This window comes from Caulobacter sp. GW821-FHT09H08 (assembly GCF_059415885.1).
The window spans coordinates 158,449-171,687 of sequence record NZ_JBWKOC010000003.1; the positions used below are offsets into that span (position 1 = coordinate 158,449).

At 68.1% G+C, this 13,239-nt stretch carries 12 protein-coding genes; 8 read left to right on the top strand and 4 right to left on the bottom strand.

The genetic code is table 11. The features are described from left to right. Positions 1 to 71: 71 nt before the first annotated feature. Positions 72 to 2,837, bottom strand: coding sequence for a preprotein translocase subunit SecA (gene secA / locus AC07NN_RS10515; RefSeq protein ID WP_494640427.1), 2,766 nt, complete (start codon positions 2,835 to 2,837; stop codon positions 72 to 74). A gap of 298 nt (positions 2,838 to 3,135) precedes the next feature. Here secA and AC07NN_RS10520 point away from each other — a divergent pair, with 298 nt between their 5' ends. Together AC07NN_RS10520 and argJ are read left to right on the top strand one after the other, a co-directional pair. Then, positions 3,136 to 4,116, top strand: coding sequence for a peptidylprolyl isomerase (locus tag AC07NN_RS10520; protein ID WP_494640430.1), 981 nt, complete (start codon positions 3,136 to 3,138; stop codon positions 4,114 to 4,116). Between the two features lie 15 nt (positions 4,117 to 4,131). Further along, positions 4,132 to 5,592: a bifunctional glutamate N-acetyltransferase/amino-acid acetyltransferase ArgJ gene (argJ, locus tag AC07NN_RS10525; RefSeq protein ID WP_494640432.1), complete on the top strand. Its 1,461-nt coding sequence runs from the start codon at positions 4,132 to 4,134 to the stop codon at positions 5,590 to 5,592. A gap of 10 nt (positions 5,593 to 5,602) precedes the next feature. On the opposite strand, the gene AC07NN_RS10530 is transcribed toward argJ, so the two are convergent. Then, positions 5,603 to 5,926 carry a type II toxin-antitoxin system RelE/ParE family toxin gene (locus AC07NN_RS10530; RefSeq protein ID WP_494640434.1) on the bottom strand — a complete coding sequence of 108 codons (324 nt, stop codon included), beginning with the start codon at positions 5,924 to 5,926 and terminating at the stop codon, positions 5,603 to 5,605. A gap of 270 nt (positions 5,927 to 6,196) precedes the next feature. Between AC07NN_RS10530 and AC07NN_RS10535 the strand changes: the two genes are divergently transcribed. From AC07NN_RS10535 to AC07NN_RS10545, 3 genes are all read left to right on the top strand, one after another. After that, on the top strand, positions 6,197 to 6,727 hold the full coding sequence (locus AC07NN_RS10535) for a hypothetical protein (protein ID WP_494640436.1): 531 nt from the start codon (positions 6,197 to 6,199) through the stop codon (positions 6,725 to 6,727). A gap of 80 nt (positions 6,728 to 6,807) precedes the next feature. Continuing rightward, positions 6,808 to 7,341, top strand: a complete 534-nt coding sequence (locus AC07NN_RS10540; RefSeq protein ID WP_494640438.1) for a hypothetical protein — start codon at positions 6,808 to 6,810, stop codon at positions 7,339 to 7,341. Between the two features lie 106 nt (positions 7,342 to 7,447). After that, positions 7,448 to 8,236 carry a transglutaminase-like domain-containing protein gene (locus AC07NN_RS10545; protein ID WP_494640439.1) on the top strand — a complete coding sequence of 263 codons (789 nt, stop codon included), beginning with the start codon at positions 7,448 to 7,450 and terminating at the stop codon, positions 8,234 to 8,236. A 1-nt stretch (position 8,237) separates the two neighbouring features. Here the strand turns inward: AC07NN_RS10545 and AC07NN_RS10550 are convergent, their stop codons facing one another. Further along, complete coding sequence (locus tag AC07NN_RS10550) at positions 8,238 to 8,627, bottom strand: response regulator transcription factor (RefSeq protein ID WP_494640441.1); 390 nt, start codon at positions 8,625 to 8,627, stop codon at positions 8,238 to 8,240. Positions 8,628 to 8,717: 90 nt separating this feature from the next. After that, positions 8,718 to 9,761: an NAD(P)-dependent alcohol dehydrogenase gene (locus AC07NN_RS10555; protein WP_494640443.1), complete on the bottom strand. Its 1,044-nt coding sequence runs from the start codon at positions 9,759 to 9,761 to the stop codon at positions 8,718 to 8,720. 198 nt (positions 9,762 to 9,959) lie between these two features. Between AC07NN_RS10555 and AC07NN_RS10560 the strand changes: the two genes are divergently transcribed. From AC07NN_RS10560 to AC07NN_RS10570, 3 genes are read left to right on the top strand one after another with little or no spacing between them, the layout of a single operon-like run. Further along, entirely contained in the window at positions 9,960 to 10,868 is a 909-nt protein-coding gene (locus AC07NN_RS10560) for an AraC family transcriptional regulator (protein WP_494640445.1), read from the top strand. Between the two features lie 22 nt (positions 10,869 to 10,890). Continuing rightward, a complete protein-coding gene (locus tag AC07NN_RS10565; protein ID WP_494641854.1) occupies positions 10,891 to 11,676 on the top strand; it encodes an ABC transporter ATP-binding protein in 786 nt (261 codons plus the stop codon). After that, on the top strand, positions 11,673 to 13,235 hold the full coding sequence (locus tag AC07NN_RS10570) for a hypothetical protein (protein WP_494640446.1): 1,563 nt from the start codon (positions 11,673 to 11,675) through the stop codon (positions 13,233 to 13,235). The genes AC07NN_RS10565 and AC07NN_RS10570 overlap by 4 nt, the downstream gene beginning before the upstream one ends. Positions 13,236 to 13,239: the final 4 nt, after the last annotated feature.

The following is a 13,239-nucleotide window of genomic DNA, read 5'->3' on the forward strand; positions in this document are numbered from 1 at the left end:
CCGATACGACGACGCCCGCCCCGGGCGGACCGGAGCGGGCGTTCTGAAACGTCAGCGATCCAGGTGAAATTCTAGACCAGCGAGCCGTGGCACTGCTTGAACTTCTTGCCCGAGCCGCAGGGGCAGGGGCTGTTGCGGTTCGTGCGGTCCCAGTCTTCCGGCAAGGCCGAAACGGGAAGAGCCTCGCGCTGCTGCGGCGACAGGCCGTCGGGAATCGCGCCGGCGACGGCGGCGTTCTCGCCGGTCAGCGGGTCCAGGTGGACCTCGACCAGATTGTCCGGGACCTCCAGCGGCTCCGGCTCGGCATAGGCGATCTCGACCGTCATCAGCCAGCGGGTGGTGTTGGTGCGCAGGTCGCCCAGCAGCTTCTCGAACAGCGAGAAGGCTTCGGTCTTGTACTCGTTCAGCGGATCGCGCTGGCCGTAGCCGCGCAGGCCGATGACGTTGCGCAGGTGGTCCAGGTGCATCAGGTGCTCGCGCCACTGCAGATCGATCATCTGCAGCAGGAAGTTCTTCTCGACCGAGCGCATCTGCTCGGGCGTGATGATCTCTTCGCGCTGGGCGGCGTAGACGTCGGCCGCCTTCTGGATGCGCTCCTGGATCTCTTCGTCGGCGATGCCCTCTTCCGAGGCCCATTCGGCGATCGGCAGGTCCAGGCCCAGGATCGACTTCACGCGCTCCGTCAGGCCCTCGATGTCCCACTGCTCGGCATAGGCCTTGGGCGGCAGGTGGCGACGGACCAGGTCCTCGATGGTGTCCTGGCGCATCTCGGTGATGATTTCCGAGAGGTCGTTCGACTCCATGAACTCCTGGCGCTGCTCGAACACGGCCTTGCGCTGGTCGTTGACGACGTCGTCGTACTTCAGGAGGTTCTTGCGGATCTCGTAGTTGCGCTGCTCGACGCGCTTCTGGGCGGTGGCGATGGCGTTGTTCAGCCACTTGTGGGTGATCGCCTCGCCTTCCTGGACGCCGAAGGTGCGCATGATCGCGTCCAGGCGCTCGCCGGCGAAGATGCGCAGCAGGTCGTCCTCGCACGACAAGAAGAACTTCGAGCGACCCGGGTCGCCCTGACGGCCGGTGCGGCCGCGCAGCTGGTTGTCGATGCGGCGGCTTTCGTGGCGCTCGGTGCCCAGCACGAACAGGCCGCCGGCCGCGAGGGCCTTTTCCTTGGACTCGGCGATGTCGGCCTCGAGACGCGCACGCTCGGCGACTTCGTCCTCGTGGCTGATCTCCAGGCCCATGCCGCGCTGCTGCTGGCGCCAGTTGAACATGCGCATGTCGATGCTGCCGCCCAACTGGATGTCGGTGCCGCGGCCGGCCATGTTGGTGGCGATGGTCACCGCGCCGGGCACGCCCGCGTCGGCGACGATCACGGCTTCCTGCTCGTGGAAGCGGGCGTTCAGCACCTGGTGCGGGATGCCCTTGACCTTCTTGCCGTTGTTCTCGAAGGCGAAGCTGCCGAGCAGCTTGGACAGCTCTTCGGACTTCTCGATCGAGACGGTGCCGACCAGGATCGGCTGGCCGCGCACGTGGCAGTCGGCGATCTGCTTGAGGATGGCCTCGTTCTTCTCGCGCTCGGTGCGATAGACCTCGTCGTCGTCGTCGATGCGCTTGATGGTGCGGTTGGTCGGAATTTCCGAGACGCCCATCTTGTAGATGTCGTCGAATTCCTGGGCCTCGGTGGAGGCCGTGCCGGTCATGCCCGACAGCTTGCTGTAGAGGCGGAAATAGTTCTGGATCGTCACCGAGGCCAGGGTCTGGTTCTCGGGCTGGATGTCGGCGCCTTCCTTGGCCTCGATGGCCTGGTGCAGGCCTTCCGACAGGCGGCGACCGGTCATCATGCGGCCGGTGAACTCGTCGATCAGGATGATCTCGCCGCCCTTGACGATGTAGTCCTTGTCGCGCGTGTACAGCACGTTGGCGCGCAGGGCCTGGTTGACGTGGTGCACCACTGAGACGTTGGCGGCGTCGTAGAGGCCAGCCGAGTCCTCGGCCAGGTGCCCGCCCGACATCAGGATCTCTTCGATGCGCTCCTGGCCGTCCTCGGTCAGGATGACCTGCTTCTGCTTCTCGTCGTGATCGTAGTTGGTCTTGTCGAGGATCAACTGCTTAATCAGCACGTCGATCGTCTTGTAGAACTCGCTGCGGTCCTCGGTCGGACCCGAGATGATCAGCGGCGTGCGGGCTTCATCGATCAGGATCGAGTCCACTTCGTCGACGATGACGAAGTTGTGGCCGCGCTGGACCATTTCCTCGACGCTGTAGACGAGGTTGTCGCGCAGGTAGTCGAAGCCGAATTCGTTGTTCGTGCCGTAGGTGATGTCGCTGCGGTACGCGCGCTGACGCTCGCCTTGGGACAGGCCGTTGACGATGACGCCGTAGGTCAGGCCCAGGAAGGTGTAGATCTGACCCATCCAGTCGGCGTCGCGGCGGGCCAGGTAGTCGTTGACGGTGATGACGTGGACGCCCTTGCCCTCAAGGGCGTTCAGGTACGTCGGCAGGGTGGCGACCAGGGTCTTGCCTTCACCCGTGCGCATTTCCGAGATGCCCGAGAAGTGCAGCACCATGCCGCCGACCATCTGGACGTCGAAGTGGCGCATGCCCAGCACGCGCTTGGACGCCTCGCGCACGACGGCGAAGGCTTCGTGCAGCAGGTCGTCGACGCTCTCGCCCTTTTCCAGGCGCGCCTTGAACTCGGCGGTCTTGCCCTTCAGCGCCTCGTCGGAGAGCGCGGCGTACTCGGTCTCATAGGCGTTGATCTTCGCGACACGCGAGGTCAGCGTCTTGACCTTGCGTTCGTTGGAAGAGCCGAAGAGCTTTTTGGCGAAACCAAGCATGCAGTGGGAATCCGGAGGGGACGGTTGGCGAGGAGGCCGGCGCTAAGGCTTAGGGCCTCGACTACGGAAGATGGAGCGGCGCTGGAATAATGGACAAATCCGCCATTCCAGCTGCGGCCGGAGACTTAAGCACCGGCCCTCTTGGTGTCAACGCGAAGACCCCGGTGCAAGTAAGGCTTTCGACCCCTTTAGTGGCCGTCCTGCCTCAGTTTTCGCTAGGCCGAACGCTTTCGATGGCGAAGCCGTTTCCTCTGGACGAAAAACCACGCTAGAGCGCTCTGTAACAAAGCCGGAGATCTTGGCCTTGAAGACCACTTTCCGCCTCGCGAGTCTGATCACCGCCGTGACCTGCGCCCTGCTGGTGGCGGCGTGCGGACAGAACAAGGTCGCTGAACGCCCGCCCGAGCCCGGCGATACGGCGGTGGCGCGGGTCAACGGCCAGGTGATCTGGGCGTCCGACGTCAAGCGCGAGGCCGTGGCCCAGGGCCTGATCAGCGAAGGCGAGCCGCTGGACATCTCCAGCGAAGTCTTCCGCCAGCGCCTGGACGAGGTCATCGACCAGAAGCTGCTGGCCGCCGAGGCCATCAAGCGCAAGATCGACAAGGAGCCGGTGGCCCAGCGCCGCCTGGCCGCCGCCCGCGAGCGCATCCTGGGCGACATGCTGGTCGAGGGCGTGGTCGAGAAGGCCGTCACCGAGGACGCCATCCGCAAGCTCTATGCCGAGCAGCAGAAGCTTTCGAAGCGCTCGGAGGAGATCCGCGCCCGCCAGATCGTGGTCGGCAGCCAGGCCGAGGCCGACAGCATCAAGAAGCTGCTGTCGACCGGCGCCTCGTTCGACGCCCTGGCCATGGAGCGCTCGACCGACCAGGCCACGCGCTTCAACGGCGGCGACATGGGCGACTACTTCACCCTGGACGTCATGCCCGAGCCCTATGGCGTGGCCCTGAAGGACGCCCAGAAGGGCGCGGTCGTCGGTCCGTTCGCGGCCGAGGGCGGCTGGGTCATCGTCAAGGTCGAGGACAAGCGCACCGAGGAGCCGATCGCCCTGGAGGCCGCCCGGCCGCAGATCGTTCGCTTCCTGACCTATGACCAGGTGCGCGACATCCTGGAGAAGCTGCGCGGCTCGGCCAAGGTCGAGATGCTGATCGGCAAGACCGCCGACGCCCCGCCGGTCAACGCCCAGGAACCGGCTTCGGCGCCGGTCGAAGCCCCGGCCAGCGCGCCGGCCTCGGCTCCGCCGCCGCCGCCTGCCCAACCCGCCCAACCCGCGAAGAAATAAGTAGTAGAGCGGCTCATGACCAAGACTCCCAAAGCTTCCGGCAAGAAGATCGCCGCGAAGACCTCCGAGAGCACGCCCAACCCCGTGGAGCGCGCCGGCATCGCCATCGAGCGCGCCCTGGTCGATCCGCTGACCTCGGCCCTGAAGCGCGCCGGCCTGCGCCGCGCCCAGAAGTCGGCCGGCGAAGCCTCGCCCGCTTCGACGCCCGCCGCGCCGGCCCCGACCGGCGCCGGCAAGCCCGGGCTGGCGATCTCGCCCCTGGCTGTGCCGTTCCCGACGATCCCGCCGATCGCCGGCGTCGAGATCGCGACCGGCCGCGCGGGCTTCTACAAGCACGAGCGCGAGGACCTGCTGCTGATGCGCTTCGCCGAGGGCACCTCGGCGGCGGGCGTCTTCACCCGTCACGGTGTCGGCTCGGCGCCGGTCGACTGGTGCAAGCGCCAACTGGCGGCCAGCGGCGGCGCGGACGTGCGCGCCCTGGTGGTCAACGCCGGCTGCGCCAACAGCTTCACCGGCAAGCCCGGCGCCGACGCGGTCCGCCGCGTGGCCACGGCCGTCGGCAAGCGCCTGGACTGCCGCCAGCGCGACGTGATGATGGCCTCGACCGGCGTCATCGGCGTCATCCTGGACGACAGCAAGATCACCGCCCGCCTGCCCGAGGTCGAGGCGCGCCTGAAGACCGACGCCTGGGCCGAGGCCGGCCGGGCGATCATGACCACCGACACCTTCCCGAAAGGCGCCTACGCCACGGCGATGATCGACGGGCATGAAGTCAGGATCGCCGGCATCGCCAAGGGCTCGGGCATGATCGCGCCGGACATGGCGACCATGCTGGCCTTCGTGGCCACCGACGCGGCCATCGCCCCGGCGGCGCTGCAGACCCTGGTCAGCCTCTACACCCGCACGACCTTCAACTGCGTGACGGTGGACGGCGACCGCTCGACCAACGACACCCTGCTGCTGTTCGCGACGGGCCAGTCGGGCGCGCCCAAGATCCACCGGGCCGGCGACAAGCGTCTGGCCGACTTCCGCGACAAGCTGGAGCACGTGCTGCTGGACCTGGCCCTGCAGCTGGTCAAGGACGGCGAGGGCGCCACCAAGTTCGTCAAGATCACCGTCAACGGCGCCGAGAGCCCGGCGTCCGCCCGCAAGATCGCCCGGACCATCGCCGAGAGCCCGCTGGTCAAGACCGCCTTCGCCGGCGAGGACGCCAACTGGGGCCGCATCGTCATGGCCGTCGGCCGCGCCGACGAGCCGGTCGCCCGCGAGAAGATCAACGTCAAGTTCGGCGAACTCTACGCCGCCCGCGACGGCCTGATCTCGCCGGACTACGACGAGGCCAAGATGAGCGCCTACGTGAAGAACCAGGAGTTCGAGGTCAGCGTCGATGTCGGCGTCGGCAAGGGCTCGGCCACGGTCTGGACCTGCGACCTGACCAAGCAGTACGTGGCCATCAACGGCGACTACCGGAGCTAGGTCCGGTCGTTCAGGACGGTTCCTGCATCCAGGCCGGTATGTCGGTCGCCGAGTGCAGGATCCGCCAGACGTCAATGTGATCTACGCGCGGCACGTAGAAGACGATGTACGGAAACCCGCGCAGCCCCCAACTGCGCAGGTCAGGCAAGTCGAGTTCGTGAGCGTAGCGGCCAGACCCAGCTTGGGGTTGTTCCGCGATCAGTTGATAAGCGCGCTCGAGTGCGTCGATGAACCCAAGAGCGATCTTCTCATTGGCTTCAACGAGATAGAAATCGATGGCGTCGAGAACGTCCTGTTCGGCCTGAGCCCGCGGAACGACGCATCGAACACTCACGGTCGAGTGCGTGCCCGGGCGCGTAGGGTTTCGAAGTAGCTCGCATCGGCGGGCGTTCCCGCCGGAGAGCTCGCCCCGTCAAGCAGCAGGCGTCGAAGGTGCTGACGGTCCTGGTCTTTCCGGATCAGTTCGCGAACATACTCGCTGCTGGTCCCGAAACCTCGTCCGGACACCTGCTCGTCAACAAACGCTTTCAAACTCTCGGGCAGTGAGATGTTCATCGTCGTCATTGGGCGAGGATGCTGCTCTTGGCAAAAATTGGCAAGCCGCATGTCCGGCGTGCTAGAGACGCTTCACCCTTTTCCTCGGAGCTGCCCCATGGCCGACCTGACCCCCGATCAAGAAGCCGCCCTGCTCGAGACGCTCACCGTGACGTGCCGCTCGGCCGGCTATGTCGTCGAGGCCATCGATCGCGGCCTGGAAGTGTCCGGCGCCGACGAGGAAGACGGCGCCTACTACTTGCTGCCCGATCATGGCTGGCTGCAGGTGCGCTGCCTGGTGCTGGATCCCGAGGACCTGAACGAGGCCCGAGACCTGACGGCGCTGTTCGAAACCATGGCCCGCGCCCAGTTCCGCCTGATCGGCTGCCGCTTCGGCTACGACGCCGAGAGCGGGCTGTGGCTGGTCGAGGACCTCTATCCGGGCTTCGACCCCGCCCGGGTGCCGGCCGTGCTGGAGCAGCTGACCTTCATCTGGGAGGCGCTGGAGGACCTGTTCATCGGCGCCCTGGAAGGGACCGTGCCCAGCGACGACGCCTTCGACGCGGCGTTCGATCTGGAAGCCGCGACGCCGCCGAACTAGACTGCGCGAGCCCTTGTGGGACAGGGGAACCGGCGCGCCGGCCCATCGTTCCTGATCAAGGTTCAGTCGAGGGGAAGACGATGTCTCGGAAGCTTTGCGTGATGATCGGCGTGGCGCTGCTGGTCACCTCCGCCGCCCAGGTCCCCTCGGCTCAGGCCCAGGTCAAGCCGCCGGCCACGCCGGACGAGCCGGGCGGCCGCTGGGGCGAGGCCAAGAAGAAGGCGACCGAGATCGGCAGCCAGCCGGTCCGCGACGTCGGCATCTCCAAGCGCGAGATCCCGCCGATCCTGGAGAAGGCCTTTAACGACCCCTACAGCCTGAAGGGGTTGAAGACCTGCGTCTCGCTGTCCAACGAGGTCAAGGCGCTGAACGGCGTGCTGGGTCCCGACTACGTGGTCGGCAACGAGTACACCGAGAACCGCAAGGGCAAGCTGGCCGAGGCCGGCGGCAAGGCGATCATCAACAGCATCATCCCGTTCCGCGGCCTGGTCCGCGAGGTCTCGGGCGCGGCGCCCGCCGACCGGCACATGAACGCGGTGGTCGATGCCGGGCTGGCCCGTCGCGGCTTCCTGCGCGGCGTGCACCTGAAGCAGGGCTGCAAGACGAAGTTCTGAGGCCTGAAGCGCCAAGACGCGCGCGGAACCGAGGCGCATCTGGTAGGGTTACCCAGGGGGCGCGCGCCATCGCGCGAAGCCTTCTTCCTTACAAAGAAAGACGCCGATGGACCTCGAGATCGGCTGCCGCCTGCGCTACGACGTGCGCGCGCCCACGACCTTCGTCCTGGCGATCCAGGTCGCCGACGGCGCGGGCCAGGCCCTGCGCAGCGAGCGCATCGGCCTGCCCGACGGGATCGAGGCCGACTTCTTCGTCGACGAGTTCGCGGGGAACCGCTTCATCCGCTTCCTGGCTCAGCCCGGAAGCCTGGAGATCGACTACCAGGCCACCGTCCGCAAGACCCGCAGCGTCGACCATCGGCGCCGGATCGGCGGGTCGGTGGTCAAGGACCTGCCGCCGAACGTGATGCCGTACCTGGCCCCCAGCCGGTACAGCCAGTCCGACCGGCTGACCAAGTTCGCCATCAAGACCTTCGGCGACGGACCGCACGGCCTGGAGCAGGCCCAGGCCATCGCAGACTGGATCAAGGCCAATATCGACTATGTGGCCGGCTCGACCCACGGCTCCTCCTCGGCGATCGACACCCTGATCGATCGCGAGGGCGTATGCCGCGACTTCGCCCACCTGGGCGTGGCGCTGGCCCGGGCGCTGGACATGCCGGCCCGCTTCGTCGCGTGCTACGCGCTGGACCTGTCGCCGCCGGATTTCCATGCGGTGTTCGAGGTCTTCCTCGACGGCGCCTGGCGGATGTTCGACGCGACCGGCCATGCGGCGATCGACGGCATCGTGCCGGTCGCCTTCGGCCGAGACGCCGGAGACGTGCCGTTCGTCGCCACGTTCGGCGACGCCCGGTTCGAGGACAAGGCCATCCACATCGCCCGCGGAAAGGCCTGACCTAGCCCGTCGGCCTCAGCCACGAATGCGCCTTTTCGACCAGCTCCTGCGGCGAGAAGGGCTTGGCCATGTAGTCGCTGGCCCCAGCCGCCATGGCTTCCAGCACGCGATCCAGCCGGCCGCTGCCGGTCAGCATGACCACCGGTGTGTCCTTGTGCGCGTCCGACACCCGCAGCTGTTTCAGCAGCGCCACGCCGTCCAGCCCGGGCATCCGCACGTCGACCAGCCACAGGGCGGGCGGATGGTCGTCGGCGCGGGCGAGGGCGGCCTCCGCGCCGTCGAACGCCTGAACGACATAGCCGCTCCGGGACAGGGCCGCTTCCAGAAACGCCAGCAGAACCGGATCGTCGTCGACGACGAAGACGTGGGACTGCGGCCGGGTTTCAAGCATGGACGACTCCGCGTTCGGCCGAACGTCGAACGCGGAGTTGGCGCTGTCAAAAGCCTTCGCCCTTGACTGGCGCCTCGGTTCGGTTCGCGCCTAGAGCGTCGCCATGTCGATCACGAAGCGGTAGCGCACGTCGCTCTTCTGCATGCGGGCGTAGGCTTCGTTGATCTGATCGATCGCGATGATCTCGATGTCGGCGACGATGTTGTTCGCGCCGCAGAAGTCGAGCATCTCCTGGGTCTCCTTGATCGAACCGATCATCGAGCCGGCCAGGGTGCGGCGGCCGGGGATCAGGGCGAAGGCGTTCAGCTGGGCCGGCTCTTCCGGCGCGCCGACCAGCACCATGGTCCCGTCGATTTTCAGCAGGCTCAGATACGCGCCCCAGTCCAGCGGCGCCGAGACGGTGCAGATGATCAGGTCGAACGTGTCGGCCAGGGTTTCGAAGGTCTTGGGGTCGTTGGTGGCGTAGTAGTGGTCCGCGCCCATCGCCAGGCCGTCGGCCTGCTTGGACAGGGTCTGGCTCAGCACCGTGACCTCCGCGCCCATGGCGTGGGCCAGCTTGACGCCCATGTGGCCAAGGCCGCCCATGCCCAGGATCGCGACCTTCTTGCCGGGACCGGCGTTCCAGTGGCGCAGCGGCGAATAGAGGGTGATGCCGGCGCACAGCAGCGGCGCGGCGGCGTCCAGGGCTAGGTTCTTCGGGATCGACAGGACGTAGTCTTCCTTGACCACCATGTGATCGGAATAGCCGCCATAGGTCGGGGTGTCGGAACCCGGCTCGAAGCCGCTGTAGGTCAGGACGAGACCCGGCTGGTACTGCTCGCGGTCCAGGTCGCGGGCTTCCTTGCAGGTGACGCAGCTGTCGACGAAGCAGCCCACGCCGACGGGATCGCCTTCCTTGAACCTGGTGACGTTCGAGCCGACGGCGGTGACGACGCCCGCGACCTCGTGGCCGGGCACGATCGGATAGACGCTCTGGCCCCAGCCGTTGTCGACCATGTGGATGTCGGAGTGGCAGACGCCGCAGTACTTGATCGAGATGACGACGTCGTCGGGATTGGGCTCGCGGCGTTCGAAGCTGAACGGAGCCAGGGGCGCGCCGGCGGCGGGCGCCGCGTAGCCTTTTGCGGTGGCCATTCGGATTTTTCCTTGGGTAGCGGGGAGGCCGGTCGGGGAGGACCGGATGGCCGGATGTTTGCCACGCACCGGCGGAGCGGCGTTACGCCGATCCTGCAAAGCTCATGCACGATCCTGCAAAAGAGGTTCGGGGCGGTTTTCGCGCCGCACGGGGAGGCGTAGAGGTTCGCTGTCCCGAACGCCTGGAAAACCAAGCCGTTGAGCTCGACCGACCACGCCGCCGTCTATGCCGAAATCGCCCAGCTGGTCGCCCGTTACGCCAAGGACGACAGCCCCGAGTCGGCGATCGGCGGCCTTTTCCTCACGCGTCGCTGCACGCCCAGCGGCCGGCTGCATGTCGATCAGCGGCCCTCGTTCTGGTTGGTGGCGGGCGGGCGCAAGTGCCTGACCGTCGGTGACGAGGAGCTGCACTACGGCGTCGGTGACTGCCTGCTGGTGGCCCTGGACCTGCCCGCGACCGCGCGGATCACCCAGGCCAGCGACGCCGAGCCGCACCTCTGCGTCGGAGTGGCGATCAACCCGGCGCGCCTGGCCGAGCTGATCGGGCGGCTGCCTGACCAGGCCTCGGCCACGCCCAGCGGCGTGCGCGGCGTGGCGGTGAACCCGGCCTCGTCGGAACTGCTGGACGCCACCGTGCGGCTGCTGCGCCTGCTGGATCGGCCACAGGACATCCCGGCCATGGCCCCGCTGATCGAGCAGGAGATCCTCTATCGCCTGCTGAGCGGTCCGCACGGCGCGCGGCTGATCCACATCGCCATGGCCGAAGGGCAGGGGCAGCGCGTGACCCGCGCCGTGGCGTGGCTGCGCGAGCATTTCGCCGAGCCGCTGCGGATCGAGGCCCTGGCCGAGCACGTCGGCATGAGCGAGAGCTCGCTGCACCACCACTTCAAGGCCGTCACCAGCATGACGCCGATGCAGTACCAGAAGCAGCTGCGACTCTACGAAGCGCGTCGCCTGATGCTGGTCGAGGGGCTGGACGTCGGCGCGGCCGGTTTCTCCGTCGGCTACCAGAGCCCGTCGCAGTTCAGCCGGGAGTACCGCCGCCTGTATGGCCTGCCTCCGGCGCGGGACGTCGAGGCCCTGCGCGCGCCGATCGCGGCGGAGTAGCCGCTTCGGCTTGCCACCGACGCTGCAATCAGGCTCACATCCGCCGCGTAACGGTGTTTCGGGGACGGGTTTAGTGACGGAAGCCTTGATCGTTCGCGGGTTGAACAAGACGTTCGCCAAGCCCGCGGTGTCCGACCTCGACCTGACGGTCCATGCCGGAGAGCTGTACGCCCTGCTGGGTCCGAACGGGGCCGGCAAGACCACCACCCTGCGGATGGTCGCGGGCCTGACCCAGCCCGACAAGGGCGAGGTTGAGATTTTCGGCGTCGACGCGCGCAAGGACCCGGCGGCGGCCAAGGCCGTGCTGGCCTGGGCGCCGGACGAGGCGATGATCTACGACAAGCTCACGCCCATGGAATATCTGGAGTTCGTCGCCGGGCTCTGGAACATCGACCCCCAGGTCGCCAAGGCAAAGGCCGAAGAGCTGTTGGCTACCCTGGGCCTGGCGTCAGAGGCGCGTCGCCGGTGCGAGGGCTTCTCGCGCGGCATGAAGCAGAAGGTCGCCCTGGCCGGGGCCCTGATCCACGACCCCAAGCTGCTGATCCTGGACGAGCCGCTGACGGGCCTCGACGCCGCCGCCGCGCGCCTGGTCAAGGACATGCTGCAGGCCCGCGTCGACGCTGGCGGCACGGTGATCCTGACCACCCACATCCTGGAAGTCGCCGAGCGCATGGCCGACCGCATCGGCATCATCGCCGGCGGTCGCCTGCTGGCCGAGGGCACGCTGGAAGAGTTGCGTAGCCGGGCCGGCAGTGGCGGGACGCTGGAGGATGTCTTCCTGCAACTGACGGCGGAGACGGCTGCGTGAGCCTGCCGTTCAAGCCCGCCAGCACGCCCTGGCTGCTGGCCCACGAACTGCGCCTGACCTGGCGCGGCTTCAAGGCCGGTCGCGCCTCGCGCGGACCCGGCGCGATGATCGCCTTCGGCGTCCTGGGCTTCATGATCCTGGTCGGCGGGATTTTCCTGGGCCTGGGCATGCGCGGCCACGCCGTGCCGATCGAGCCGCTGTCGATCATGATCGCCGACCTGGTGCTGGCGGTGATCCTGACCCTGATGCTGTCGACCACCCTGGCCGCCTCGGCCGACGCCCTCTACGAGCGCGGCGACCTGGACCTGCTGTTCTCCTCGCCCCTGGCGCCGAGGAAGGTGCTGTTCGTCCGGGCCCTGGGCCTGGCGGTCACCGCCGCGCTCTGGTTCCTGATCCCGGCCGTGCTGCTGCTGACCCCCGCGATCGTGCTGGGGCATTGGAGCTGGCTGGCGGTGTTCGTGGTGCTGGGCGCGGCGGCGCTGGCGGCCTCGGGTGTCGGGCTGTTGGTGGCCATGGGCCTGTTCGCCCTGATCGGCCCGCGCCGCACGCGCACCGTCGCCCAGGTGCTAGCGGCCCTGATTGGCGCGGCCTTCTTCCTGGCCAGCCAGTTCCGCAACCTGATGGGCGAGCGCGCCAGCGAGAGCCTGTTCCAACGCATCACGCTCGACGCCCGCGACGGCCGCATCAAGCTGCCGCCGTTCGCCGACCTGCCGCTGCGCGCGGCGCTGGGCGAGCCGCTGCCGCTGCTGGTCCTGGTCGTGGTCGGGGCGGGGATCTTCCTGCTGGCCGCCCGCACCCTGGGCCGTCGCTTTGCCGACGCGGCCGCCGCGACCGCGGGCGCGGAGACCCGCAAGGCCGCCAAGGGCCCGACCCGCGCCTTTGCCGCCGGGGCCTTCCGCGCCACGGTGCGCAAGGAGCTACGGCTGATGGGACGCGACGCGGCCCTGCTGTCCCAGGTGCTGCTGCGGGTGCTGTACATGCTGCCTTTGGCCTTCGCCCTGGCCCGCGCGGCCTCGCATCAGCCGGCCTGGGCCCTGGCCGGCGGCGCGGCGGGCGTGGCCTTCCTGGCGGGCCAAGTGGCCGGCAGCCTGGCCTGGATCGCCCTGTCGGCCGAGGACACCCCCGACCTGCTGGCCGTCTCGCCGACGCCGATGGCCGTGCTGCGCCGCGCCAAGCTGACGGCGGCCCTGCTTCCGGTCGCGGTGCTGCTGGTCGTGCCCATCGCGGCGCTGGCCTGGTTTCAGCCGCTGGCCGGCCTGTGGACGGCGATCGGCGCCGGGCTGACGGCCTGGTCGGCCGGGCTGATCAATGTCTGGCACCAGAAGCCGGGCAAGCGCGCCGACTTCCGTCGCCGTCGCGGCGGCTCGTTCCTGGCGGCCCTGGCCGAGATCTTCATCGCCTTCCTGATCGCTGGCGCGACCGCGCTGGCGGTGGCGGGCCTGCTGGTCTGGGCGGCGATCCCGTTGATCGTGGCCGGCGCGCTGATGATGGCCATGCGGCGCACCGACGAGCAGATCGCCGCGATGCTGCGGGCGGCGGCCGTCGGGGCTTCGAACTAGAGCG